Source organism: Acinetobacter kyonggiensis (assembly GCF_900107285.1).
Lineage (GTDB): Bacteria > Pseudomonadota > Gammaproteobacteria > Pseudomonadales > Moraxellaceae > Acinetobacter > Acinetobacter kyonggiensis.
The window spans coordinates 1-24,937 of record NZ_FNPK01000003.1 but is presented as its reverse complement, the minus strand read 5'-3'; the positions used below and the strand labels follow the sequence as shown (position 1 = coordinate 24,937).

Annotated in this window: 38 protein-coding genes; 20 read left to right on the top strand and 18 right to left on the bottom strand. The window is 37.4% G+C overall.

The genetic code is table 11. The features are described 5' to 3' along the window. Positions 1-246 precede the first annotated feature (246 nt). A complete protein-coding gene (locus tag BLV99_RS03205; protein ID WP_086185738.1) occupies positions 247-660 on the bottom strand; it encodes an HIT family protein in 414 nt (137 codons plus the stop codon). A gap of 32 nt (positions 661-692) precedes the next feature. Then, positions 693-962: a YARHG domain-containing protein gene (locus tag BLV99_RS03200; RefSeq protein WP_086163954.1), complete on the bottom strand. Its 270-nt coding sequence runs from the start codon at positions 960-962 to the stop codon at positions 693-695. Between the two features lie 294 nt (positions 963-1,256). Between BLV99_RS03200 and BLV99_RS03195 the strand changes: the two genes are divergently transcribed. Beyond that, positions 1,257-2,408 carry a tyrosine-type recombinase/integrase gene (locus BLV99_RS03195; RefSeq protein ID WP_092687673.1) on the top strand — a complete coding sequence of 384 codons (1,152 nt, stop codon included), beginning with the start codon at positions 1,257-1,259 and terminating at the stop codon, positions 2,406-2,408. Here the strand turns inward: BLV99_RS03195 and BLV99_RS03190 are convergent. The 11 genes from BLV99_RS03190 to BLV99_RS03140 form a co-directional block, all read right to left on the bottom strand. Then, positions 2,392-2,664: a pyocin activator PrtN family protein gene (locus BLV99_RS03190; protein ID WP_092687670.1), complete on the bottom strand. Its 273-nt coding sequence runs from the start codon at positions 2,662-2,664 to the stop codon at positions 2,392-2,394. The two genes, BLV99_RS03195 and BLV99_RS03190, sit on opposite strands and share 17 nt — an antisense overlap. 1 nt (position 2,665) lies before the next feature. Next, the gene (locus BLV99_RS03185) at positions 2,666-2,923 is read right to left on the bottom strand and encodes a hypothetical protein (RefSeq protein ID WP_092687667.1); all 258 of its coding nucleotides are present in this window, start codon (positions 2,921-2,923) and stop codon (positions 2,666-2,668) included. Next, entirely contained in the window at positions 2,920-3,165 is a 246-nt protein-coding gene (locus BLV99_RS03180) for a hypothetical protein (RefSeq protein WP_092687663.1), read from the bottom strand. Before BLV99_RS03180 ends, BLV99_RS03185 begins: the two co-directional genes overlap by 4 nt. Next, a complete protein-coding gene (locus BLV99_RS03175) occupies positions 3,158-3,640 on the bottom strand; it encodes a class I SAM-dependent methyltransferase (RefSeq protein ID WP_092687660.1) in 483 nt (160 codons plus the stop codon). The genes BLV99_RS03180 and BLV99_RS03175 overlap by 8 nt, the downstream gene beginning before the upstream one ends. Next, on the bottom strand, positions 3,630-4,040 hold the full coding sequence (locus tag BLV99_RS03170; protein WP_092687656.1) for a hypothetical protein: 411 nt from the start codon (positions 4,038-4,040) through the stop codon (positions 3,630-3,632). Before BLV99_RS03170 ends, BLV99_RS03175 begins: the two co-directional genes overlap by 11 nt. Next, entirely contained in the window at positions 4,040-4,738 is a 699-nt protein-coding gene (locus BLV99_RS03165) for a hypothetical protein (protein WP_139243520.1), read from the bottom strand. The genes BLV99_RS03170 and BLV99_RS03165 overlap by 1 nt, the downstream gene beginning before the upstream one ends. Then, complete coding sequence (locus BLV99_RS03160; protein WP_092687650.1) at positions 4,735-5,157, bottom strand: hypothetical protein; 423 nt, start codon at positions 5,155-5,157, stop codon at positions 4,735-4,737. The genes BLV99_RS03165 and BLV99_RS03160 overlap by 4 nt, the downstream gene beginning before the upstream one ends. Further along, complete coding sequence (locus BLV99_RS03155) at positions 5,157-5,360, bottom strand: hypothetical protein (protein ID WP_092687647.1); 204 nt, start codon at positions 5,358-5,360, stop codon at positions 5,157-5,159. The genes BLV99_RS03160 and BLV99_RS03155 overlap by 1 nt, the downstream gene beginning before the upstream one ends. Further along, positions 5,350-5,619 carry a helix-turn-helix domain-containing protein gene (locus BLV99_RS03150; protein WP_092687644.1) on the bottom strand — a complete coding sequence of 90 codons (270 nt, stop codon included), beginning with the start codon at positions 5,617-5,619 and terminating at the stop codon, positions 5,350-5,352. The genes BLV99_RS03155 and BLV99_RS03150 overlap by 11 nt, the downstream gene beginning before the upstream one ends. Before the next feature lie 73 nt (positions 5,620-5,692). After that, positions 5,693-6,229 (bottom strand): hypothetical protein, encoded by a 537-nt coding sequence (locus BLV99_RS03145; RefSeq protein WP_092687641.1) that lies wholly within the window; start codon positions 6,227-6,229, stop codon positions 5,693-5,695. After that, positions 6,229-6,549 carry a hypothetical protein gene (locus tag BLV99_RS03140; protein ID WP_092687638.1) on the bottom strand — a complete coding sequence of 107 codons (321 nt, stop codon included), beginning with the start codon at positions 6,547-6,549 and terminating at the stop codon, positions 6,229-6,231. The genes BLV99_RS03145 and BLV99_RS03140 overlap by 1 nt, the downstream gene beginning before the upstream one ends. A gap of 290 nt (positions 6,550-6,839) precedes the next feature. On the opposite strand from BLV99_RS03140, the gene BLV99_RS03135 reads away from it, so the two are divergent. Beyond that, complete coding sequence (locus tag BLV99_RS03135) at positions 6,840-7,862, top strand: DNA cytosine methyltransferase (RefSeq protein WP_092687635.1); 1,023 nt, start codon at positions 6,840-6,842, stop codon at positions 7,860-7,862. Here BLV99_RS03135 and BLV99_RS03130 read toward each other — a convergent pair. The 4 genes from BLV99_RS03130 to BLV99_RS03115 form a co-directional block, all read right to left on the bottom strand. After that, positions 7,843-8,538 (bottom strand): MAE_28990/MAE_18760 family HEPN-like nuclease, encoded by a 696-nt coding sequence (locus tag BLV99_RS03130; protein WP_092687632.1) that lies wholly within the window; start codon positions 8,536-8,538, stop codon positions 7,843-7,845. The two genes, BLV99_RS03135 and BLV99_RS03130, sit on opposite strands and share 20 nt — an antisense overlap. After that, positions 8,525-9,775: a DUF262 domain-containing protein gene (locus tag BLV99_RS03125; protein ID WP_092687629.1), complete on the bottom strand. Its 1,251-nt coding sequence runs from the start codon at positions 9,773-9,775 to the stop codon at positions 8,525-8,527. The genes BLV99_RS03130 and BLV99_RS03125 overlap by 14 nt, the downstream gene beginning before the upstream one ends. A 225-nt stretch (positions 9,776-10,000) precedes the next feature. Next, positions 10,001-10,303 (bottom strand): hypothetical protein, encoded by a 303-nt coding sequence (locus BLV99_RS03120; RefSeq protein WP_092687626.1) that lies wholly within the window; start codon positions 10,301-10,303, stop codon positions 10,001-10,003. 73 nt (positions 10,304-10,376) lie between these two features. Beyond that, positions 10,377-11,150 carry an XRE family transcriptional regulator gene (locus BLV99_RS03115; RefSeq protein ID WP_092687623.1) on the bottom strand — a complete coding sequence of 258 codons (774 nt, stop codon included), beginning with the start codon at positions 11,148-11,150 and terminating at the stop codon, positions 10,377-10,379. 122 nt (positions 11,151-11,272) lie between these two features. Between BLV99_RS03115 and BLV99_RS03110 the strand changes: the two genes are divergently transcribed. From BLV99_RS03110 to BLV99_RS03010, 18 genes are all read left to right on the top strand, one after another. Continuing rightward, positions 11,273-11,500: a YdaS family helix-turn-helix protein gene (locus BLV99_RS03110; RefSeq protein ID WP_092687620.1), complete on the top strand. Its 228-nt coding sequence runs from the start codon at positions 11,273-11,275 to the stop codon at positions 11,498-11,500. 99 nt (positions 11,501-11,599) lie between these two features. Next, a complete protein-coding gene (locus tag BLV99_RS03105) occupies positions 11,600-11,785 on the top strand; it encodes a hypothetical protein (RefSeq protein ID WP_092687617.1) in 186 nt (61 codons plus the stop codon). Between the two features lie 9 nt (positions 11,786-11,794). Further along, on the top strand, positions 11,795-12,118 hold the full coding sequence (locus BLV99_RS03100; RefSeq protein ID WP_092687614.1) for a hypothetical protein: 324 nt from the start codon (positions 11,795-11,797) through the stop codon (positions 12,116-12,118). Positions 12,119-12,127: 9 nt separating this feature from the next. Continuing rightward, positions 12,128-12,421, top strand: a complete 294-nt coding sequence (locus BLV99_RS03095) for a hypothetical protein (protein ID WP_074947758.1) — start codon at positions 12,128-12,130, stop codon at positions 12,419-12,421. A gap of 67 nt (positions 12,422-12,488) precedes the next feature. Continuing rightward, positions 12,489-13,274, top strand: coding sequence for a phage antirepressor KilAC domain-containing protein (locus BLV99_RS18390; protein ID WP_228144087.1), 786 nt, complete (start codon positions 12,489-12,491; stop codon positions 13,272-13,274). 200 nt (positions 13,275-13,474) lie between these two features. After that, a complete protein-coding gene (locus BLV99_RS03075) occupies positions 13,475-14,032 on the top strand; it encodes a hypothetical protein (RefSeq protein WP_092687611.1) in 558 nt (185 codons plus the stop codon). After that, the gene (locus tag BLV99_RS03070) at positions 14,029-14,979 is read left to right on the top strand and encodes a helix-turn-helix domain-containing protein (protein ID WP_092687608.1); all 951 of its coding nucleotides are present in this window, start codon (positions 14,029-14,031) and stop codon (positions 14,977-14,979) included. Before BLV99_RS03075 ends, BLV99_RS03070 begins: the two co-directional genes overlap by 4 nt. After that, on the top strand, positions 14,976-15,347 hold the full coding sequence (locus tag BLV99_RS03065; protein ID WP_092687605.1) for a hypothetical protein: 372 nt from the start codon (positions 14,976-14,978) through the stop codon (positions 15,345-15,347). Before BLV99_RS03070 ends, BLV99_RS03065 begins: the two co-directional genes overlap by 4 nt. Further along, complete coding sequence (locus BLV99_RS03060; protein WP_092687602.1) at positions 15,344-16,018, top strand: RusA family crossover junction endodeoxyribonuclease; 675 nt, start codon at positions 15,344-15,346, stop codon at positions 16,016-16,018. The genes BLV99_RS03065 and BLV99_RS03060 overlap by 4 nt, the downstream gene beginning before the upstream one ends. After that, a complete protein-coding gene (locus tag BLV99_RS03055) occupies positions 16,018-16,719 on the top strand; it encodes a helix-turn-helix domain-containing protein (RefSeq protein WP_092687599.1) in 702 nt (233 codons plus the stop codon). Before BLV99_RS03060 ends, BLV99_RS03055 begins: the two co-directional genes overlap by 1 nt. Positions 16,720-16,722: 3 nt before the next feature. Further along, positions 16,723-17,583, top strand: coding sequence for a hypothetical protein (locus BLV99_RS03050; RefSeq protein WP_074947765.1), 861 nt, complete (start codon positions 16,723-16,725; stop codon positions 17,581-17,583). A gap of 186 nt (positions 17,584-17,769) precedes the next feature. Further along, complete coding sequence (locus tag BLV99_RS03045) at positions 17,770-18,732, top strand: IS30 family transposase (protein ID WP_074947987.1); 963 nt, start codon at positions 17,770-17,772, stop codon at positions 18,730-18,732. 367 nt (positions 18,733-19,099) lie between these two features. After that, positions 19,100-19,327 carry a hypothetical protein gene (locus tag BLV99_RS03040; RefSeq protein ID WP_074947766.1) on the top strand — a complete coding sequence of 76 codons (228 nt, stop codon included), beginning with the start codon at positions 19,100-19,102 and terminating at the stop codon, positions 19,325-19,327. An 88-nt stretch (positions 19,328-19,415) separates the two neighbouring features. Further along, positions 19,416-20,003 carry an SH3 domain-containing protein gene (locus BLV99_RS03035; protein ID WP_074947767.1) on the top strand — a complete coding sequence of 196 codons (588 nt, stop codon included), beginning with the start codon at positions 19,416-19,418 and terminating at the stop codon, positions 20,001-20,003. A gap of 82 nt (positions 20,004-20,085) precedes the next feature. Further along, positions 20,086-22,278, top strand: coding sequence for a hypothetical protein (locus BLV99_RS03030; protein WP_092687596.1), 2,193 nt, complete (start codon positions 20,086-20,088; stop codon positions 22,276-22,278). Further along, a complete protein-coding gene (locus BLV99_RS03025; protein ID WP_092687592.1) occupies positions 22,271-22,558 on the top strand; it encodes a hypothetical protein in 288 nt (95 codons plus the stop codon). The genes BLV99_RS03030 and BLV99_RS03025 overlap by 8 nt, the downstream gene beginning before the upstream one ends. Before the next feature lie 546 nt (positions 22,559-23,104). Next, positions 23,105-23,626: a hypothetical protein gene (locus tag BLV99_RS03015; RefSeq protein WP_092687586.1), complete on the top strand. Its 522-nt coding sequence runs from the start codon at positions 23,105-23,107 to the stop codon at positions 23,624-23,626. A 9-nt stretch (positions 23,627-23,635) separates the two neighbouring features. Then, entirely contained in the window at positions 23,636-24,115 is a 480-nt protein-coding gene (locus tag BLV99_RS03010; RefSeq protein WP_092687583.1) for a hypothetical protein, read from the top strand. 75 nt (positions 24,116-24,190) lie between these two features. Here BLV99_RS03010 and BLV99_RS03005 read toward each other — a convergent pair. Next, positions 24,191-24,937: IS3 family transposase (locus tag BLV99_RS03005; protein ID WP_092687580.1), on the bottom strand; the 747-nt coding region annotated here is incomplete at its 5' end.

The following is a 24,937-nucleotide window of genomic DNA, read 5'->3' as shown; positions in this document are numbered from 1 at the left end:
TCTCCAAAACACTGTTCTTAATGGCGATAGCCTTGCTTGACTCTTTTTTAGTTTGCTTAAGTACAAAAAGTTACAGAAGCTAACCAACTTGCTAAGCAGTATCTGTAATGGATATGACAGTGCGGTGAAGAAAAAATGACAGTTTGGTGACGTATTAAGGTTTTTTTATTTGGATCTAATATTTTTTATTATTATGGACTTATAAAAAATGGAGCCTAAACTCCATTTTATTTTAGATGATTTAAATTAAAGTGCGGCTTTAATTTTTTCAGCCAAGACCTTAATTTTTTCTTGATCACCCATGTGTAAAGCATGTTTACCTAATTCATGTACTGACGTTGGAATTAAGTGGAAATGCACATGCGGTACGGTTTGACCTGCTGCGGCACCTGAAAGTTGCATGAGGACAACACCTTTGATATCCAATGCTTTTTCCATAGCTTGTGCAATTTTTTGCACAATTTGAATGGTGTAAGCAGCAGCTTCTGGTGCGAGGTCAAGCAGTGTTACAGCTGGTGTTTTAGGGATAACCAACGTATGGCCTTCAGCTTGTGGCATGATGTCCATAAACGCAACAACTTGATCATCTTCATAAACTTTAATGGCAGGAAGTTCATTGCGGATAATGCGTGCAAAAATATTTTGATCATCGTAAAGCATGTCTAATCCTTAAAAGTAATTGTCTGCTGTAATTATTTACAGTTCAATTCTTTCTGACGATCTTTGATGGCGTCAAGTCGTTGTTGCTCTTTTTCTGAAAATTTTGGTTTAGTTGTATAGCAATTATCATTGCCAAACTTCGCCTTAGCTTCCGGATCTTTAAAGCAGAAACCTTTAGATGCATAAATGACATCATGGTCATTTTTCAATTGTTGACACTCTTGCTCGGCACTTGCTGCAAAGGTATTTGCCCCGATGAAGGTTGCAAGGCTTGCAAACATTGCAACTGTAAACTTAGTCATGAGAGTTTCCTCAGGTTTAACATTGTGTAAAGCACATCATCACAATATTAGGTTTAGTTATCATTATTCAATGGCGAGTTATTACTCAAGTGTAATTTTACTCCATAATTCACTCACATAATACGGAAAAACCTTAAATATCAATAACTTTTAAAAACCATATTAAAAAACAATTATTTAAGTTATTTTTTATTTGACTTTATTATTCTTGGTTTTGCTCCATGCTGCTTTTTTTGTACATTTATTTACGCCCTGATTTACGCCATATTACTTTCACTATATTGAGGTGTAAAAATGGGTACTGTTACTTCACGAGAACTTGCAAATGGCACTATTAAATATCGTGCTGAAATTCGCATCAATCGCAAGGGGTTACCTTCATATAAGGAAAGCAAAACTTTTGCATCTAAAAAGATTGCCAAAAATTGGCTAATCAAAAGAGAAGCTGAGATTGAACACAATCCTGAAATATTATTGAATAAAGGTATGGTCACTGTTGACTATACTCTACACCAAGCAATAGATAAATATCTGGAAGAAGTAGAAGGTGTTTACTGTAGATCAAAAGTAATTGCGCTTAAGCGTTTAAGAAGATTCCCAATTTCTAAGTGTAAAATTCAAAGTATTACATCCGAAAACTTATCAAATCATGTCAAGCTTCGTAGAAATGGAAGTGAAGAACTTGGATATAAGCCTAATAAACCTAGCGCCATTCAAACCGAAATGCTTAATATCCGCAGCGTATTGGTGCATGCTTCTGTTATGTGGAATGTTCCTGTTGATTTAAATACATTTGATCGTGTTGCTGCACAAATGCGAAAAACGCGTCAACTTGCTTTGGGTGTATCTCGTGACAGACTGCCAACATCTAAAGAATTATTGAAGCTCACAAAATATTTTGTAGAAAAGTGGAATCGCAGGACGAAAGGAAATACCTATCCAATGCATCTTATTATGTGGTTTGCTATTTTTTCATGTAGACGGGAGTCTGAAATTTGTAGATTACAATTGTCTGATTACGACACCTTTAATCAATCTTGGTTGGTTAAGGATTTAAAAAATCCAAGAGGGTCAAAAGGCAATAATAAAGAGTTTAATGTTCTGGATTCTTGTAAATCTATTATCGATATAGCAAAGAAGCCAGAATATAGGAACCGCATGTTGGAATTAAATTACAGTGATCAACTCTTATTCCCTGTAAATGTTAATACACTCGCAAAAGAGTTTAGAGAGGCTTGTAAGTTTTTAGGTATTGAAAATCTTCGCTTTCACGACTTAAGACATGAGGCGTGTACACGGCTTGCAGAACAAGGGTTTACGATTCCACAGCTACAGCAAGTAAGCCTTCACGAATCTTGGAAATGCTTACAGATATATGTATCAGCTAAAAAAAGGAAAGATGTTTTACAAATTGATGATGTGCTACATCTCATCGGTGAAATGTAGCATAGTCTTTTTTCGCAGTTTCATGGCGCTGATTAATACACACTGCCAATTCACTAATATGGACAAAATATGGTGATTTTTGACTTTTATCTAGTCGAAAGCACGGAAAAGGAAACTCTTGTTTGCAAGCTCGCTCATTCATTACTTTTTTTGTGAGGTTGGGGTAGTAGTCCTTGCACACATCTTCAAGCTGAACAACAAGAGCTTTGTACCTCATAAATAAGTAATCTTCTGTTTTTAGTTCTGGAACACTCACATCAAGCTCCCTTTGCTTTTTTTAAGCTTGGTAAGGCATCCAATAATTTTGCAAGGTGTTCAGCATTTCCACCAAATCCAAATTGAAAATAATTCTTAGTTATCTCGCCGTTCGATAATTCAATTATTTTTTGCTTGATTTCTTCCTTAAAAATAATGCCCCATGTTGTTTCCGAACAACATGTCGCATGATCAATATCAATAAGCTCATAAGGAATATTTTTCTTTTTTAGGACTGATTTAATTTTTCGAATACTCATGAAATCTCCTTCAAACTATTCACAATTGGATCAACCAACTCAGCTCTAAGCAATTTTAATTGAGCTAAGTCATACGAGTGAGTACTCGACTTCAATTTTATTTCAATTGAAACACCAGATTCATCAAGCGAGAGAGGGCCTAGATCATTACTAAACTCATCAAATGTTGATTGTAGCTCTCTGATTAAAACATCAACTTGTTCAAGCCCAAGATTCAATGAATTTTCGGTCTTCTCAATCATGACTTTGCTCCATCTTCATAAATCCAATCCAATGCGTATTTGCACGTTTTCCAGAAGGGTGTCCGAACCATGGTTTTTGATTGGTTAAGGCTAAAATTTCACTGACTTTAATTTGGGTTTCGTTCCATTTGAAAATCAGCATGCCATTTGGTTTTAACACTCGAAAACATTCAGAAAAACCACGAGTAAGATCATCTTTCCAATCTTGGTTAAGTTTTCCATACTTCAGCGCCAGCCAACTTTTATCGCCTGCATGAAGTAAGTGAGGTGGATCGAAAACTACTGCATGGAAGCTTTCATCTTCAAATGGCATTGCACGAAAATCCATTTCAATGTCCGGTGCAATATCAAGTGAACGACCATCGCACAAAACATGGCTTTCAGATCTAATATCACCAAAAACCACATTAGGATTTTGACGATCAAAGTGGAACATACGCGAACCGCAACAAGGATCAAGAACTTTAGCTATCATGACTTCGCTCCTGTGCTTCGATCATGGCCTTGTAGTTTTCTTGAAAGTCTCTAGCTTTGTTTTTGCACCATCTCAATCGAATTTCTTCCCGGTGTGTGGCTGTTGAGCCTCTGTGCTCATAATCAAACATGCTTTGAATATTATTAAAGGCATCAATTGCTAATTCATCTGCCAGTTCATCACTCAATAATTTTGGCATCACCACAAACCCTTCCTGCACCACTTGAGCTTTGGCTACTTGCCATGTTTTCCACATCAATTCAATATCGTTATACCCAAGCGAGCAATTTCCTTCACGCGTTAGATTAGTAATAACACCCAAAGCATTTCGACCAATTTTCACAACACCCAGAGTTCTGAGGTGCGCTACAAATAAATCCCATTCTTTCTGAATATCCATCACGCAACTCCAAAGAAGCGCTTGGCTTCATCAATATCTTTGGTAACCAAGACTTTGCCTTGGTTTGTGCATTTGACTAAATCTTTAGCTTTGAAGGCTTGGTCAATTCGATCTGCTGAATCACACTTAAACATTGGTAAGTCAAACCAAGCTTCATTGAATAAAATTTTCGCTACATGTTCTTCTGGTGTGCCATGCCACATTGCAACCCGAATACAATTGTTCATTGATTTAGCTATATCAGTGTCATAGCTATTGTTGTTAATTTCGTGATAGCGCTTTACAACGCGTTGAGCAATAGATTTACTGCTTGCAGGAGTTTGCTCAAAAGGCGAATCAGGTTCTTCAGCCATCTCAACACACCAGAGCAATTTCGATTCCCAGTCGGGCGCATGAATTTTAATGGCTTCCAGTAGCTCATCACGCTCTTTAATAACTTCAGCACCACGACCTAAAAGCTCGTTAATTTGATCTTCAGCCGTCCAGAGTTGAGAAGATAAGAACTCTGTATGTTCACGCTTTTTTTCACGATCAATCATCATTAAGGCCCAGAGCTGAAATGTTTTATTCGGGCGATGTTTATCAAGAAAAGCAACCATGTCTTTAAGTGGTTTATTTTCAGTATTTACCAAATTTGCTTTAAATTTTTCGAACTCTTGATCAAGTTGATCAAGTTTTTCTAAAGTTAATTCCATCATGCCACCTCAACTTTTAAAACGTATTTTTTGCTGCCACTGGTGAACTTGACCGACTTATCTTTACTAAGCAGGTAATGACCAATTGCCTCTAAGTTTTTAGCACTCATTTCTGTTTTAGCCCGCGCTCTGCGTCTATCGCATTCAAGGCAAATATTAGACTTAACAGATCGGTCGGCGGTTCCACACGATCTGCATGAAGCAACAGGCTTATAGCTTTTTAAACCTTGCTTTTCAGCACGTGTGCGTAAGATATGGTTTTGATGGCTGTTAGGACGCTCAGCACTTTTAACAGTGGTATCAGCATTACAATAATTAAAGTTAGTCTTGTTTGTATTTACGGCAAGTGCAATAACACAGCCATTTTTAACAAAGCTTGCTACATCGGTAGAATAATCAGGTTTAATTTGATTGTTTATCATCATGCTCTCCAAGTCGCTTCTTTCAATTTTGCATTGATGACTAATTCTTCAATTTCCCCAACACTTACATTGCTAAATTGATGTGTCATTTTTGCCCCGAAAACTTTTAGTGTCCGGGTGATAGCGGAGTAGTGGTAGCCTTGCCAGCCAACACTTGAACCAACATTGTCACGGAAGCATGCAAGATAAAATCTATTGCTCATGAATTTGCTCCTGTGCTTTGATCGTGGCCCGATAAGAAGACAAATATGAAATCTTCTTACGTAGCGTTCCGCGATTTAACCCAAGTACTTCAGCAGCTCTGGTTTGATTGCCGCGAGTCATGACTAATGTTTCTTCAAGCATGACTTTTTCAAATTCAACAAGTAGAGCGTTGTAGGCTTTACCTTTGTTATCACGAAGAATTTCAACTACTTTCTCGACATCAATATTCAGTACGTTTTTTTGTGTGGCTGTTACCATTTTTTTACCTATAAATTGTTTTCAGAAAAGGTTTGTGCCATTGGAGTTCTTAATTCCAAATTCATCAGGATCATTAACGATGGGTTTTAGCCCATTTCTTATAGTCATCAGATTGATAGTGGCCAATATTGTTTAAAGCGTCGTAATACTCAGCATTACGTTTTGCTTTACGGGCTGAAATTAATCCTTTGATGAGCGACTCAGTTGCTTCGTCTTTATCTACAGGAGTTAAATTGCCTTGTGATTCTTTGTAGATAATGAAGTCATCAAGATTGATACCACTACGCCCAGTGGGTTTAAGCACATAAAAGCTAGGATATTTTCCAATTCGATAGCGTTCGTTTTTATCGCCATCTAATCCAACGCATTCAGAAAAATACTTTTCTGCTTTAGCTTTTTGAGCACGTTTCAAACTTTCATCCAAGGTTTGAGCAAAACGAAACTTAATAAAGCCACCAAAGAAATCAGCAAAACCTAAACGACTTTGATGGGTTAGGAGTTCCCAGTCATTGGTATCAATTTCTGCAAATTCGATTTTGAAATCTTTGGCCAAGGCTTCGAAAACTTGCGTTGGCGATAAGGTTTGTTTAATTAGCTGAAGAGTCGTCATTAACGTGCTCCTTCATTTGATGAAGCGGAGAATTGCAATTGATATTTTAGAGCTTGAGCATGCTGACGATCTACGTCATTTGAACAACTACGGACTGTGAATACTGTTGATACTGAAGTACCAACGATTAGAGAAATAGCCATGAATTCTTTGAAGACTGCTTTAACTTTGGCTTGTTTGTTTGCCTTTGCAATTTGCTGGCTTGATGGCGGATGCTGGTAAAGGATCCCCGTTGATGGAATATTAAGAGTACACTCAGTCGTTTGACTTTTGTTAGCGTCAAGCTCTGGGGTTTGACTGTGAGATGGATTTTGATTCATACTGGCCTCGCTGTAAGAAGAAGCCCTGATCGCCGTCGAAAGTAATCAGGGCTTTTTATTGGGTATGAGATAAATATAGTTAAAACTATAAAACGAGTCAATGTTTTAACTCGAAAAATATAGTTATTTTTATAAATATTTTGTTTATGTTTTAATAGACAAAAGAAAACCCACACAGGGGTGGGTCTCAGGAAAATCAATTAAAGGGAATGCTAAATATTTTCACTAGCTCCTCGATGTCAAACGAAAAAACATATATCATATAGACTGAGGCGAGGTTTATTAAAGATATGCAAATTGAAGCAGTAGATTTATTCTGTGGTGTTGGTGGTCTAACAGCAGGTTTAATTAAATCAGGAATTAAAGTTAAAGCAGGTTATGACATCGCTGAAGAATGTCATTTCGCTTACGAATATAATAATAAAGCAATATTTGTTCACAAGGATGTTGCAGATGTAACTGCTTCTGAAATTTCATCATGGTACTCTAAGGGAAGTATTAGACTACTAGCAGGGTGCGCCCCATGCCAGCCATTCTCTACATATAATCAAGGTAAAGACACAACAAAAGACAAAAAATGGCCTTTGCTGTATCATTTTTCGCGTTTGATAAAGGAGGTTAAACCTGAGTTGGTAACTATGGAGAATGTCCCAGAAGTTATTAAACACAAGGTTTATCAAGATTTTGTAGATGAATTAAAGTTATTGGGTTATGCAGTTTTTTCTAAAGAAGTTGTATGTGTTCAATATGGCATCCCACAAACTCGAAAACGACATGTCGTTTTAGCATCTAAAATTGGATATATTGAATTATTACCTCCAACTCATATAAAGCCCGTTACTGTTAAGCAGGTTATAGGTAAATTAGAGCCTTTACATGCTGGCGAAAAGTCTACAAAAGATCCATTACATATTGCAGCCAAGCTTAGTGAGTTAAATCTTCAAAGGATCAAAAAATCTATACCTGGTGGGACTTGGAGGGATTGGCCAGAAGACCTAAGAGCAGAATGCCACAAAAAGCAATCAGGAAAATCATATCCTGCTGTGTATGGCCGAATGGAGTGGGATAAGCCTGCTCCAACAATGACCACTTTATGCTTTGGTTTTGGTAATGGTAGGTTTGGCCATCCTGAACAAAATCGTGGAATTTCACTAAGGGAGGCAGCCCTATTTCAGACTTTTCCTAAAAACTATCAGTTTACCGAAACCCCTCAAAAAATTAACTTTAAAGGGGTCGGACGTATGATAGGTAATGCTGTTCCTGTAAGGTTGGGTGAAATAATTGGGATGAGCTTTAAGACGCTAATCCAATAGCCTCTTGATCTAAATTATTACAAAAACCTTCTAGCAGAATTTTTGACTTATTAAATAATTGTTTTAATGTATTTACATTACTTTCTAAAGTTTCCCAAGATATTTGTTTACCCACTTCAGAAAATGATGAGCCTCCATGTGCTAATAATTGGCGATTATCTTTAAGTGTCTGAATTTGAGATAAATCCAATTCATTTAATAGAGCTATATCTATTCCAAAGGCTGTTAGAAATTCCTTGATTTTTTTCCCATCAAGATTGCCATTGACAAGAAATTTTTGCTCTTCAGGATCTAGATCAAAACAAACTTGCATAGCACAGTTTGAAAAGTTTAACGTTGATGTGTTATCTGAGAGTTGACGCTGTATACGATCATGTTTTTTTTGATGTGAGCGCTTGATAATCGAGTACATATTGTAAGTAAAAGACTTATTTAAAGCATCCACAGATAAGCTACAATTTTTTAAATAGTTATAAAGACACTTGTACAATTCTAGAAATGTGCTTTCAAGAATATTGTATTGCATAAGTACAATGTTGGATTTTAAAATATGTTCTTGATTTCTACTAATACCAATTCCAGCTTCATCCTTCAAAAGCTGGAATTTAGTTAAGAAGTCGTTCATTTCTTCATGCCTTTCTGTAAATATCACTTCGGCAGAATCAAAATAGGTCATATTGATCACCACGAATACCAACTTCTTCTTCATCAGGCCCTTGCTCTAAGAAAGGAATGACAGATTTCCCAGCTAAAGATTTAATAAAAGCAGTAGATGATGGTTGCCATGGTAGATTTAAAAGGTTATTAACCACATAAAAAGTCCTATCTTTTAATTTAGGAATAGAATTACTAGCATCACTATCAGTTAATGTAGAAAAGATATCCGAATTTAACCATTCAGGAATATTTTCTTTAAAAATTGGTTGCCCACTACTCAAGGCTAAGGAGACACCTACTGATAATGCCTCAAAGCGAATACGGGGTACGGAAATATTTTTTATACTTTTTTTGAAATATAAGGGTTCAAAATTATTATCGACAAAATTTAGCATTTCCTCAAATACATTTCTAAAATGAACTTGATCAAAAATTATTTTAGATTCTCCCTCTTTATAAATATATTTCCCGTTCATTTTAGCCATGAAATTTGTTAAAAAACTACGAACTTCTTTTACATATGATTCCATGTCAAAACGATACGCAAAAAATCTCAATAGCATTTCCTCATATTCTCTATTCCTAATTCTACCCTGAGAGATGGGGCATAAACGCTTAAATTTTTCATCTTTTGCCAACTCTTGTAAAAATAATAAAAACTCTCCATCATTTGTCCCAAAACGGATTTCCATTGGATTTAGAGTAACGCCACCAGAATTGAGGCGATAAAAAATTTGACGTCGAGCTTCCTCATCAACACCTATAAGCTCTATAAAGCGTATTGTTTTTCTTTTAAGTCGTAACTGTCGAGAACCTTTGAGATCTTTGAATTTAAAACCATTTAATTCAGGTACAAGTGTCAAACTCTCTAACTCGAACATATTATTCAAAAATCTTGCTATCGTTCTAATACGTTGAGACCCATCGATAATCTCTATACGCCCTTCATTGTCACCATCACTTACATCTGCTACATAAATATAAGGAATGGGTAAATCTGTGATTACCGATTCTATAAATTCTGATTGTTGTTTTATAGACCATTTAAATTCGCGCTGATATTCAGGCATAAATAGTTCTGTTTTATTATCAATCTCTGGAATTGGTCTAGTATATTTGTCGACAATTAATTCTGTTGGAAACTCGCGTATATCAAAGTCAGAACTTTTTTGTTTTAGTTTTATTGCCTGTTCAGCTAGTTCTTTTGCCTCATCAGAAATTACTTTATCGTCAGTTAATAGTGATAAATTTGTCATAATTACTCCCAATTAAATTTATATTAAACAGCCATATATCTTAGATAATGGTCGTTGAGCTTCCGAACACATTTTAATCCAATATGCATATTAAAATATCAAATCACCACAACCCCAAATTACCGGTGACTTGCTTTTTAAACAACCCGATGCAACCTAAATAAACTCAAGTCGCTTCGGGTTCGCAGTTTTATTTATCCAGCCAACAAAAAATGGTTTAGGGGTTTATAACTCAGAATACTTTTCTAAAAATTCATCTATCCATCCTTGTGCCACTTCAAGATTGGTTATGTCCGTCAGCTTTAAATTAGTACCTTCTGCTTCGTTAAAGCCCTCAATAATAGCTTCAAAGATATTTGCTTCACTAATGACCTCGCGCGCCATTTCCGCAGCGTCATAGCTTTGCTTGGCTTTTTTAAGCGAGGCTATTTGTTTATCAATTCCTGCGCCAATTTTATCTAATGCCAATTTAAATTCTTGACGATTAATCGTTAGTGCAGTTTTGGATTTATTAAGTGTTGCAATCATTATGTTTTCCTTTTCAACATCTTGGTTTACATCGAATTGAGGTTTTTTGGTTAATGAGAGCTTCTAAGTTTGATTATCTTCGAACTTTTCGTATTTCAGATTTCCACCAATACTGACCAATGATTTGAATGTTCTCAGATTCTATTTGAGCTGGCGAATAATATTCATCAGGGTAGCGCACTTTGTCAGAATTACGCGAAACTGCTCTAAAACCACCTTGTCCTTCTTCACCCCAATTAAAAAGTATTTTAATTTTAAGCTCACTACCTTTTGTAAATGCGTAGATTTCACCGTCATAGATTTTTTTGGCCGACATATCTATAGAAATTTTTTGCTCAGGGTATAGATCTGGCATCATACTTTCGCCATCCACATTAATAATCTTACAATGCGTCGCACAAGCACCCGAGTTGAGTATCTCAACATTAGGAATAAATAGTTTGTATGGACTACTTTCTTCCAAGTTTATATAGCCGTTTCCAGCACTGGCTTTAATCTCAGGATAGTAATCAATTGCGGTATAACCTTCAGGCACAGGGTCGCCGAATGTATAAAGATTAATACCTATATTCTGATCACTTAAGTCTGTTTTCGATCCACCGAATTTCTTTTTTATTTCATTGAAACTTAATGTCTTGAATAAATTAGATTCTTTTCCAGTTTTAAGCCAATCAACATCAACCTCAAGAAACTTTGCTATTTCAGGCAAGTAAGATGATTTTTTAGTTTTTCCTGACTCTAGTGCTTGATATGTTGGTTGTTTTATACCAGCAGCATCAGCCACTTCACCTTGTGTTTTATTAGCTTTTAGGCGGGCTTCTTTTAGTCGATTAGCCAGAGTATTCATAAAAATAGTCCTTAAGTTCATTCCTATTTTATAGTTGCAACTATAAACATTCAAATAGTTGTAATTGTTGACAGTCGATAGTTAAAACTATAAATTGACTGTAAAATATAGGATATCAATAGATGAATATTGAATTAATTAATTTATATAAGTGTGTTGTTGAGCATTTTGGCTCCCAAACCCTGACAGCTCAAGCGCTTGATCTTGAACAGCCATCTGTGTGGGCGTGGATTAATGGGAAAGCAAAAATGTCATCAGAAACAGCTCTTCTTGTTCAAGAAAAAACAAATGGAAAATTCAAATACAAAGATTTATTTCCATCTAGAAAGAAAAGTCAGCAAGCAGTATAGGAACCACTATGACCCGAAAAATAGCCCAAAGAAAAACTGTATGTATGCCTATTTGGATTGAATTTCATCCAAGTGCAGTTGCTTAAAAGGGAACTAAAAATGTCTGAAAAACTAACTGAAAGCATTACCTTTAAATGCACTGACAGCGAAAAATTAAAATTAGAAGCAATTTTTCGCACTCGTAAACTTAAATTAGGTGATAGAGATATCCCAATTGAGCGTGAATACCAAATTAAAGATGTAGCAGCTGGAAGAAAGCCTTTACACAAAGTTGCAAGGTCTTGAGGTAATTTAATGTCCGAAAAACTAACAGAAAGCATTACTTTTAAATGCACTAACAGCGAAAAATTAAAGTTAGAAGCAATTTCTCGCACTCGTAAACTTTCATTATCTGAATTTATTCGATCTATCTGCATGGCTGAAATCTCAGTAGTGGAAGAGCTATTACATTCTCTTCAAAAAGAGTTTGCTCTTACCACAGATACCGTAGATACGTTCCGCTTAGAACTTGCGCCACCTCCAATGCGTGATGTCACACCAAAATATACAGGCACAAAAAATGCCCAACTGTGCGACCAGTTGAGCATTTTTGCCATCCAACACAAAAGTGAAGAATGAGGAACCCTAATGCCAAATTTAGCACAAACAGCAACACCTTACAACGATTGCGATTTTTTGCCTGAAGATGTCGTGGTTTTAAAAGAATTGGATCTTTTATGCGTAAAGGATCTCATCACGCTTAAATATTTTGATGGTGAGTTCTGGGAAACAGATCACCGCATTGGTCGAGTCTCTGAAAAGGTTATTCGTTCTGCATCACTAGCAGAACTCAGAGCCAAACGTCGTCTTGATCCACTAACCAGCCAAGCATTGGATAAGAAGCGTTGTGATGATGATTCTCAGCTTATGTCACAGGTGTAGGCATTCCAAGAGAACAGTTCGATCTAATCGAACGGAGCGAACACTAAGAATTACAAGGGGGTAATCCATGAATGCTTTGGTGAAAACAGCTATTGCCATTGGGGGTATTGAAATTCGGACAGATACGGATGGCCGCTTCTGTTTGAATGATTTGCATAAAGCTTCTGGCAATGATCGCAAGAATGAGCCTGGGTTATTTTTGGCAAATAAGCAAACTATGGAACTTGTTCAGGAATTAACCGTTACAGGAATTCCTGTATCTGAAAAAATCAATAACTTAGCACCAGTTAGTGTGATTCGTGGTGGATTAGATCAGGGTACATACGTTGTCAAAGAATTAGTTTACTCATATGCAATGTGGATTAGTGCTGCATTCAATTTGAAAGTAATTCGCACATTTGATTCTCAATCAAATATTCCATCTGTTGCATTACCCAATTTCACCAATCCTGCTGAAGCAGCCCGTGCATGGGCAGAGCAATTTGAAGCAAAACAAATAGCAGAACAGCAAATTACGATATTGGCACCTAAGGCAGAAGCATTAGAAACCATTGCGGATACTTCAAACACTTATTGCATACGTGAATGCGCAAAAACCATTGGCATAAAAGAATCTGAGCTGATCCAGCTGCTGATTAATAAAAAATGGATTTACCGCGATGCAGACAGAAAATTGCAGCCACATGCCCAGTACACGATTAATGGCGTATTCATGAATAGAACATCACCAGTGATTAAAAATCAGTATGACGGCAAAGAGCGTGTATTTCTTCAAATGCGCGTAACAGCATTTGGTTTAACCCGTATTACCGGTCTTGTAAATAAATCTAAAAAGGAGAAAAGCATTGTATGAACCAATTAAGCGCTTATCAGGAACAAAAGTTAAAGATTTAGCTAAACAATTTTCTGTAAGCACTAGCACCATTGAATCGGTGCTTTATGGCAAGTCTTATAAGGTGATCCAAGGCGGTAGTAAGTGAAAGAAATAGACAAAGTTCTTCTTTTTATTTTCATGTTATTTGGGGCTGTTTTGGTCAAGGGTGGGGAATTTATATGAGTAATTTTACATATGCCACTTGGCAAGTGTTTGTTGCAGAACTGAAAGAAAGTCATGACAAGCATAACTGCTCTACACGTGACCCAATTTGGATAGTTCAAGAGCTTCAAAAAACATATGGTATGGATTCTGAATATGTTGATGATTCAACTTGGCTAGTAGATGGGGAAGGCTATTATAAAAACGCTCAAGCGTTGTTTGAGAGTCTTGATGCCGAAGAACGTCATGATATCAATGCATTCGTTTTAAAAGAGTCAGACATATTATTTGATGACTTAGATGGTGATGAATCTTCTCAAGATGATCTGCTTGAAAGTTATGCACGTAGTAAAGGATTCAATTGGGAAAAGGTTTATTACGTCGAAGAATGGGTAAGTGTTCAAACTTTTGCTACCCGCCATGATGCAGACCGTTTTATTAAACGCCAAGGACATAACTACAAAGAATTACGTGTGTATGTTGAATCGCTCTGGCGCTCTCCTCAGTTGTGCGACCTGATGCAAGCCATTCTTGATGGTGAATTAAAACTGGTTAAGGCGGAGGAGTTAGTATGAGCTTAGATGCAACTATTTGGGCTTGGAAAGTTCGCCAAAAACAAAAGAAAGGTGGGAGCATAAAACCGCTTAAAAAATTGGTTTTACTCTCACTTTCTGACCGTGCAGGTGAAGATCATTGCGCCTATCCAAGTGTTGCTCGACTGGTTGAAGACACAGAAATGGACCGTAAAACTGTTTTAAAAATCATCGATGAGCTTATTGAAGATGGCTTAATTGTAGACACTGGTGAGAGAAAAGGACGTACAAAACAGGTCAAAGTTTATCAATTAATGGGTGTAAATGGTCGGGAAACAGTCCCAACAACGGTACTCTTAGATGCTGGAAATGATGATTTAAACAGTCCCAACAGTGGAACAGTTCCAACAACGGAACAGTTCCAACAATTCCATGAAAGAGTCCCAACAATTCCGTTAAAGAGTCCCAACGTTGGGACACGGAATCTTTCAAAGAACCTCTCATTAGAATCTAAAAATAAAAAAGACTGGTTTTGCTTTAAAAAACTTCGTGAAGAAATTTATCTTGCCGATGACAGTATCGACTTTGAATCCATCATGAATTCGAAATGGGCTGAACGTGAAAAACGAGCATTCGAAATTTACAACGCTGAAAAAACCATGAGCGATGATCTGATGATTTATCACTTCACGGATTGGTTGATCAACGCATACCGAACCAAGTATTCGAATAATCAAAATTCAACTTCTGAAAAACCATCGAGTACAGGATCTAAATCTCAGCAGCTTTCTGAAAAACAAATTCACAGCTTCGCTTTAAAACTTTCACAGCATCCTGAATTCGCAAGCAAGTTCTCTGAGCCGGGAGAGTCATACGAGAAACTTGCAGCACGTATCGCCGTAAAGCTTGAAGATCCAGCTCAAGCGAAGAAATGGGAATCATATTTGAAACAGGTTGGGTTCAGTGGAACTTTGGGAGCTGTAGCATGAATTTAATTGAAAAAATTGGAAATATTGTTCAAGCAGAAATGATTACATCTTGCCTTTTGACTACCGCAAATAACCCTGAGTATTTCAGCTTAAATCCAAAGCAGTACTTCAATGTGGTGGATGGTATTGTTTATTTTTATAACGATGATGAGCAACAGTTTTTTGAATACAAGCCATTGGTTGAATGTGATTTTGAATATGTATTAATTGCCGATCTCCGCACTGCAATTGCCAATCATGATCTTACTGTCTCGAATTCAAACCAAAATGATAAGCAAATTGATTTGTCTATCAAAAAGGATATTGAAGACCACTGCACCGACATTGGCAACCACATTTCACCACTAACTAGAGTGATTGATCGATGAGAAAGCGCAGTGCATGGGATTTATGGTCAAAAAATAATGTTGGCAGGTTCTCAGATCCATTTGAAGTAAAGCAAACAAACCGCCCAGCGCGTGAACGCCGTGCACTGGGAGGTGAGATCGTTTATCCATGTTCTTTAAAAACAGAAGTGATTGATCAAGATTCAGTACACCGTGGTAGTACTGGCGGAATAATTATCACAGGTGACAATTTCATTACTGTGAAGCTGCCTTACGGAATTAGTGCTAATGATATTTGGCGTGCAACGATTGACGAAAATGGCAAGCAAAGGAATAGCCTTTCTGTAGGCGCTAAGAAGTTTAAAAAGAAAGTTTTTGATACTTATGCTCCAATTTTCAAGGCTCTAAATTGGAAGGCTTTAAATCAAGATTGTGAGGTACGTTTAATGGTGCAGCCACCACTTAAACCACGCAATTACACAGTCAGAAGCTACCCACGCTTTGATATTGATAATTACCCAAAGCTGTTAATCGATTCCTTAAAAGGAACTGAATTACTTTATAAAGATGACAATATTTTTGTCAGTGAAAAAATTGAATTTGCAGAGCCTGTTCAGGACGGCTGTGTATGGCTTTCATGCATATTTATTAAAGAAACAAATTGGCTTGAAAAGAAAGTTAATTTCGACTGGTTGGCAGGGAGAAGTATTTAATGGCTAAACAATCTGATTTAGAAACTCGTGCAATGATCGGTCGTAAACTTGCGCTGGCGCGTGAACGCAGCGGGATGCTTCAGCATGAAGTTGCTATCGAATTATTTGGCGTAGCACAAAAGAATCGTATTAGTGAAATGGAAAATGGGAAAACTCTGCCCGATGCAGAATTACTTCAAGTGATGTGTAGTCTTTACCGGGTTTCAGTAGATTGGGTACTGGGCTTTACAATTAACCCAGAGCTAAATGAAACAGAATCAGTAGCTGGTGTTCTGTTTAACAGCGTAGGAGATATTCTTTCTGAAAACTTAAATGCCGTTGCAGCACAAATGTCCATGCTGTGTGCAAAGCATATTGCCAGCTTTCCAAAAGCATTAACGCTTCAGCTTTTAGAAAATGCAAAGACTGTAGCTAATCAATACCTGAATCAAGTGGATCAAGGCTCAGAACTTAAATTCCAGCAGGCTATGATGGATTTGATTCAAACAATTAAAGAATGTGAAAAGGATCGTGCAATTCAGTTTAATTATTTGGCCAAAGGCTTAGATGATATTTTTGAGCGTGATGAAAGTGATGTGCAGGAGAAAATTTTACTTGATCTTAAAAAATCAAGAAAAACACGCTTTTCTCAAACGACATTGCCGAAAAGTGATTGCCAAGATAAGCAGATGGATTTTTTAGACGGTTCTGGATTGGGTTGATTTATGGCTGTGCAATCTTATTCCCAAGAGGTTTGGGATCGATTAAAGGAGGTGTTTGAAACATCTCCTAAAATGACATGGCAGCAGCTGGTAGATTTGGTTGCTGAAGAACTGGGCTGTGAAATGCCATCAGCATCGGTTGTACGCCGTAAAGCATTAGCTGAAAAATGGAAGAAGAGGACTAAATCACTAGTCAAAAAGAGTGCCCGTGAGCTCAATAATGAGATCAAAAAAATGACTAGTCAAAAGACTGGTCGGAAAAACTCTCAAGCTGATGATAGTAAAGATAAAAATAGCACTGAAAACGACGTCAAAAATCCGTCATTTTCACCTGCTTTTACTAGTCAAAGTGATGAGAAATCATATAGCGATGACCGCATTCATAAAAACAAACTTTCAGCAGCGACCATTATCAGGAAAAACCGCAATCGATTGGCGAGTTTGGGCGAGTTAGCAGGTGACACAATTGATAGTGTGATCCATATCCGCGATGAAATATTGCAGATCGATATAAGTGGCGCAATAACTGAAGAAACTGAATGGGTGATTAAGAATGTAAAGTTTAAGATGGGGCTGATTAGTCAAATTGTTGAGTTGAATGTAAAGCAGAGTATTACCCTAACGAATATTGCCCGATCTGAAGCCTTGTTCTGGGGCTTCGAGCAGGAAGATCTTAAAGACCTATCAGAAGTACAGGCACGGCGTACAGCTGTTGTCTCAGATGCTGAAAGAAAACTAGAGGAAGCCAAAGCGAAGATGAAAGAAGGTAAACGTGCGGCATTCCAGCGTAAGCTTGAAATCATTGAGGCGGGTGAAGTAGACGATGATGGGATAACGGTTATAGATGGGACGGATGTTCATTAATACTCACATAGATATTCCGTAGTGATCTTTTAATTAGCGACTTTAAAATTAATATAGTAATAAAAATTGGGTCATTTAATATTTTCGCGGATTCAAATCCCAAGTGCGACACATTTGTAGTTAGTTGAAAAAGTTAGGTGTATTAGAATCATTAGACTTTTTCAACTCGCAATTGGAAAGCACACAATGAAGCAATACACCCAACTTTCTCAAGAAGAAAGATACGAAATTTATGCTGCCTTGAAAAGTAAATCTTCAATCTCTACTCTTTCCAGAGAGCTTGGTCGTTCCAGATCAACCCTCTATCGTGAGATCAAAAGGAATACAGGGGAACGCGGCTATCGGGCTAAACAGGCTGATCGGTTTTCAAGTCAACGACGATACCGTTCTTCATCTCAGATGACAGACTTCGCCATATTTTACATCCGTTATCTGATTGCTCTGGATTGGTCGCCTGAACAGATTTCCGGGGCATTGAAACAACGCGGCTGGCTAGATGTCCCATCACATGAGTGGATCTATCAGTACATCTATCAGGATAAATCTAAGGGTGGAGAACTGCATCAACATTTAAGACACCAGAAAACCTATCGCAAGCGGGGTTATAAAAACACAGACCGTAGAGGCCAACTGGTTGATAGAACAAGCATTCACTGTCGCGACGAGATCATAGACAAGCGTCAACGTCTTGGTGATTTTGAAGGTGATACCGTGATAGGCAAGAATCATAAGGGGGCATTATTAACCCTGGTTGATCGCAAGAGTCTGTATCTACATATCGCTCATTTGGGGAAAACTAGAACCTCAGCTAAAACGATCACGTGTGCTTTAGAGTGTTTGCGCCACAGTCATGCATATAGTGTGACCTTTGATAATGGCAAGGAATTCTCAGAGCATTGGCGGATAAAGGAAGCAGGTATAGAAACTTACTTTGCAGATCCGTACAAGTCGATTCAACGTGCCAGAAATGAAAATAGCAATGGTCTGATCAGGCAATATCTGCCAAAATCCTCATCGTTTGATGATGTTTCAAAAGAACGGATAGAACAGATAGAATCTGCTCTAAATAATCGCCCCAGAAAGACACTGGGATGGTATACGCCCAGTGATGTTATGGCTGGTTTTTATACTGTTGCACTTGCCGCTTGAATCCGCCTTTTTAAATAAACTATTAATTAGAGCTAATAATTTTGCTTAATTATTATTATGGTATATTTTGCCACTGTTAATCATTTGATTAGTGTTAAAAATACCCTCCAGAAACTAGCTGTAGTTTCTAATACTTTTAAACTGTTTTAGTTTCGGCCCATTCATTCGTGTTTGGGCTTTTTTTGTATAAAGATAAATTATGAAAGCTCTAAGCAATATTGTGTGAAAATTAAAAAAAGCAAAGTGTTTGAAATATTTCTTGTAATAAATATTCGATAAAAATATTAGAAATTAGCTGTGATGAGTTTCATAATAAATTAATTTATTGATGATTTAATATTTTTAGTATTTTGAAAAGGGGATTTTTATGTCTAATCACTACAGGCTTGAAGAAGTTACCGCATCTAATGATGATGGAGATACTGTCATAATTAATAGGATTTATGAATTAAAAATTAATCATAATTTAGATTCAAGTATTGATGGAAATATATATCAACCATCAAATAAAGTTATTATTGATGGGCAGGTAATTAAATTAACCTTAGATAGTTGCTTTCACCATCCCAAAAATAAAAAGATATATTCAATTTAATCTGTGAATTTCAGTCAAAACCACCTGCGGGTGGTTTTTTAATCTAATAATTAGTATGTTGTGATAATTTAAAGAAGGGGGGAGGTGCATGAAAAATATGATTTTTGGGTTTTTTATGTTGCTAGGGCTTTCAACTGCGACTTTTGGAGAAATATCTCAAGATAGAATTGAACAACTTACTAAAACGCTATCAGCAGATATATATAGCGAATTTAATTCTCTTCAAGATTCGCAAACAGTGGACTCTTCAAAAGACGAATTTTATCCCATAGCAAATAAGTATGTGAATACAGAAAAAATTAATATTAGAAATGCTCCAGTTGATGGAAGAATTATTGGATATTTAAAGCGTGGAAAGCAGGTTCTTATTTATGACAGAAAAGGCGAATGGGAAAGAATATCCAAGGAAAATGAAGCTCCAAAATGGGTTTCATCCAAGCTTCTTTGTACTGGTAGTAGTTGCTATATAAATTCAGTTCAGAATTCCTATTCATCTTATTCAAGTAAACTCCCATTAAATACCAACAGGACGAGCTCATTTAAGTCTAGTAATCAAGCTAAATCATCGGCTGGATTATCTAGTGGAAGTTGTCCATGCTCGGGCATTAGTAATTGTGTAGGTCCAAGAGGCGGGATTTATTGTATTACTTCGGGTGGAAATAAAAGGTATAGATAGATTAATTGCACGTGGAACTGACATTCAATCAGCCACTGCCAATACATCACAATCACCTTATATAAAATAGGGTGATTTTTTTATGTCTCAATCTGCAAGTGGTTTGCAATATGATGAGCTAGGTTTTCTGATTGGCTTGAAAAAGACTGGCCGTGATGTAGCCAAGATTGACAAGAATGTAGAGCAGATTATCAATCTGCTTGAACAGGCTTTAAAAGCCAGAGAAAGCCAGCAGTATCAGCATGAACCTTCTCAGCCTAAACTGAGCGCATTAGCACAGGCATTGATTGATGCACAACGTGAGCCGGTTAATTCAGAGGATTTGATCCGAGAACAAAGACAGGCTACAACTGCCATAAATCAATTATTAGAAACAGTAGAAGATCTAGTCTCTGAATCAGTACAGTCATCTAATTCAAAAGCGAAACCAAAACGGTCAACAATACAGAATGATTCAGTCACAATTGATTCACAGGAAAGCATTGCGCGTGAACTGGGATCAGACCGCCAGCGGGATGCAAATGGGCGGTTTATTGGCTCTGGCCAAGAGAGTGGATCAGCCTTAGGTAAAATTACTCAAACGCTCAGTACGGCGATAACAAATGGCTTGAATAGCACCCCTCAAGGCATAGATCCGACTGTTGATGCTATCAATGAAGTGGCAACGGTACTTTCACCAGTTAAACGCGTGGCTGGCTTTATGCTGCGTCCTTTGTCCGGTTTGATGAAGAGCCGTAAACGCAGTGAGCCATTGCCTAAGGAAGAAAGCGAACACAATAAGAAGCAGATTAAGATGCTTCAAAAGATTGCTGACAACTTGGCTTCAAGAGGTGGATTGCTGGGTGGTATTGGTAAACTTTTGGGGGCTGGTGGTGGCCTTTTAGGTGGTCTATTAGGCGGCTTATTTGGCAAAGGTGGTAAAGGTTTAACTAAATTACTGAAATTTGGTAAAGGGTTGCCAGTCATTGGGGCTTTACTTACTGCATTGTCATTCAGTGATTGGAAAAGTCAGAGTACCAAAGAGAAAGGCGGTACGGTAGGTAGTCTTGCAGGTGGAACAATAGGCGCTATTGCTGGAAGTTTGCTTGGACCTGTAGGAACACTTATCGGTGGTATGGCGGGCGCTTGGATTGGAGATAAGCTGGGCAGTACTGTAGCGCCGTATTTTAAGGAATGGACAGACAGCTTAAAGGCAGCAGATTTACCCGGTATCTTAAAGGCTGGTTGGGACAGTTTTATAGATTTAGCGACTAAGGCTTTTAATCTAACGCCAGTTGGTCAGAGTACCAGTTTAATTAAAGATGGCTATGACTGGATAAAACAAAAGCTATCGGGTAACAGTAGCGGTACGTCACTCTTATTTCGTAAACAATACGGCGGACAGGGATTAGATGAGCCTGCGCAGTTTGGTGGAGCGTCTTTAAATTCATTTTCAGCGAGTGAATATGCACCAATATTAGATGAGATTGCTCGAGGAGAATCAACCAAAGGGGCATTTGGTACATCTGGATATGATGCAGTCTATAGTGGTGCCCCGATTAGACCACCTAAACCAATTTCACAAATGACTTTTGGTGAGGTTAAGGCATATCAAAAGCAATTGATTAAAGCAGGATCAAAGTCAACAGGGGCAGGGCGATATCAGAATATTTGGAATAAAGGCGCATTTGCGAAAATGGCTGAGCAAGCAGGTTTTAAAGACAGTGATATATTTAACGCAGAGAACCAAGATAAGCTGGCAATTCACTATGCTGGTGGGAAGAAACAGCTAGACAAGTGGATCGAAACTAAAAATGGTGTTGCCCTAGCAAACAAAACTTCTCAACAATGGGCAGGCGTGAAAAATGCACGTGGCGTTGGCAACTATGACGGTGATGGTTTAAATAAAGCTCGTCATGGAGGTGTTGAGGCTATGCGTAAGGCCAGTGAAGAGATTTTAAATAAGAGAAAACAGTCTGCTAGTTCAAAATCGCCAGTTAGTAACCAAGCCGCATCAATCGTAAATAGTGCAAAAAATAATACTGCATCTGCAATTGCATCCAGAAATGCTGAAGTTCCTGCAGTTACTCGAACAAACTCCTTAGCTTCTACATTTACACCGCCTAAGATTAATACTCAGATAGAACCAGCTAAAGAATACCTAACATCTCCAAGCCCTCAGCAAGTCGTTGTTGTTAATCAAAATAGTGGTAATATTAATCAAAATGTGAGCGATAGATTATTGGCTCATGCTATTACAGGTGGTTTAGGAATGGGGGATATGTGGAATGGTTAAGGCAGTTTTATTAGGCATGGGCGTATTGTTAACTACTTCAGCATATGCGAAGTATTTTCCGCCTGCAGATGTGCAGCAATTAATAGAAAAGTCTGAAACTTTAAATGATAAATGCAGAGGAGGATCTGGTAATAATCCTTCTACTATGAAGGCTTGTGATCAGAGAGATAAGCTTATAGAAAGAATTGAAAAGAAAGGCTATTGTTATGGTTCATTTAATCGCGATGACGCCCGTTATAGTTACCGATGGCTTCCCTGCAAGATGGATAAGACACGATAATAATAGTTCGTATTATCGAAAATGTGAGTGGTAATTACTGGTGGAATTATTTACTGTTTTATGAAAAATTTTTTAAAATTAGATGTTGCCTTAAAACAGCAAGACTTGTGTCTGAGCAAAAAGGAGACAAGGGAGAAAGCCTAACATCGTTGTTAGGCTTTTTTATTACCTATTTAATTTCAAAATGGTGCTTCTTAGTCACCATTTTTATTTCTATACCCCGATAATATCTAATCATTGGGTCTTTTATGTCTTTAGTGACGTGCTCATGAAACTTTGCATCTTTCATTAGCTTGGAGTAGGTCATATATCCAATAACGAGTAAGTTTGGACCCTTTTTAGTTTTCTTGAATTCTTCAATATGTTTATTAATTTCTTTAACACTAATATTCATTTTAAATTACTACCGATAAACATTGTTTTGTCTATATAACAGAAAAATATGACAATTTAAAAATTTAGTTGAACTTTTTTATTTGGAACTGCCTCCAAGCTCTTATAGTTCACTTTGCCAAAATTGCCCTATTCAACAATAGGGCTTTTTTTATGGGTAATCTCAACCTTACAGCTATTACAGACCAAACGCCGTATGTTCAAAAGATTAAAGGCGCTTTAGAGAAAGCATCGGGACAATCCATCCCACTGATAGAAGTAAAGAAGGTACAGCGTAAAGGCGGCATCAGTGTTGCACCGATTGTATTTTTATTTGCTGGTGGTCAGGAATTAACTTTATTTGCCCGCGCTAGTGCAGATGTATTCAAAGCTTCGCTGAACGGTAAAGAAATCGTACTATCTGGTGACTTTAGTGATGATTATAAGCAGACATTTGATAACGCCGTATCAGGTGTTGCCCAGTTGATCCGCACTGCACAGCCGAAGATTGAGCAGCAGAATAAAAAAGAAAAGGTGAATATCCCACGGCGTCCGTCTAATAGCATTCCTAAACAGCTGTCAGAAAAACTGGAGCAGGAAAAGCAACTTGATCAAGAAATAGCGGATAAGACAACACAGCGTGATCAGCTACTTCAGCAGTTAGAGCAGGCAAATACACAGTCGAACAAAATATAAGGTAATACTATGAAACAAGCACTAAAAATCAAATTAAAAAGCCATGCTCAATTTTTAGAAGCATGGAAGTTGTTCATTAAATTAGGCTACCACTGTGACAATAAACCACATACATGCCCATACTTGTATGCCGATAAAGAAGGAGCTTTAACTTATGATTTCTTTGATGTTGAAGGTTCTGATGGTGCATTGCAGTATTTTAATGATCATACAAATCAGGAAGTAACTTTAGTTGAATTACAAAGTATGGTGAATTTGCAAAAATTTTGGTCTAAAGCACCAGTGGATGCTTGGGTGTGGGAACGACTCCCTAACGGTAAATGCGTTTGGCATTGTCGTAAAGAAGGGAAATCTTTTGATAAAAAAGCCCCAAACTATGAAACGGAACGAAATACATTATGGCGTTCATCTGATAAGCAAAAAGAAGCTAATCAGATGAACGCTAGTATCAATACACAATTGTCAAAATTAAACATTGTTTTAGCATAATTGAGCAGTACAATAGAGGTGGTCCCACTTGTTTGAACAACTAAAAGCTTATTTATAAGTGATACTCTGCTCTAGTTAAGCTACCTTATTTTGTTGTGGTAGCTGGTCATAGTAAAACTCATCTGGAGTCATTTTGTCCAGACTCGAATGAGGTCGTTTCAAATTATAAAATTCAAAATATGCGTTTAATTGCTTCTTCGCATCCAAAACATTGCTGTAGGCTTTGAGATACACCTCTTCATATTTAACGCTCCGCCATAATCGTTCAACCATCACATTATCAACCCATCGACCTTTACCATCCATACTGATTTGAATGCCATTTGATTTCAATACATCAATAAATGCATCACTGGTAAACTGACTGCCTTGGTCTGTATTAAATATTTCAGGTCGACCATATTTTTCAATAGCTTCATTTAATGTTTCTATGCAAAATGTAACCTCCATACTAATCGATACTCTATGCGCAAGTACCTTGCGGCTATGCCAATCAATCACAGCACATAAATAAACAAAGCCTTTTGCCATAGGGATATACGTTATATCCGTAGACCACACTTGATTACTGCGCTGAATAGCCAATCCTTTGAGCAGATATGGATATTTGCGGTGAGCTTGATTAGCCTGGCTTAAATTTGGTTTGCAATATAACGCATTAATGCCCATTTTCTTCATTAAAGTACGTGTATGACGTCGTCCTATATGATGTCCTTGACGATTCAACAAATCACGCATCATACGGCTACCTGCAAAAGGGTATTGCATATGTAACTCATCCATACACCGCATCAGCTTCAGATCTGATGCACTCACAGGTTT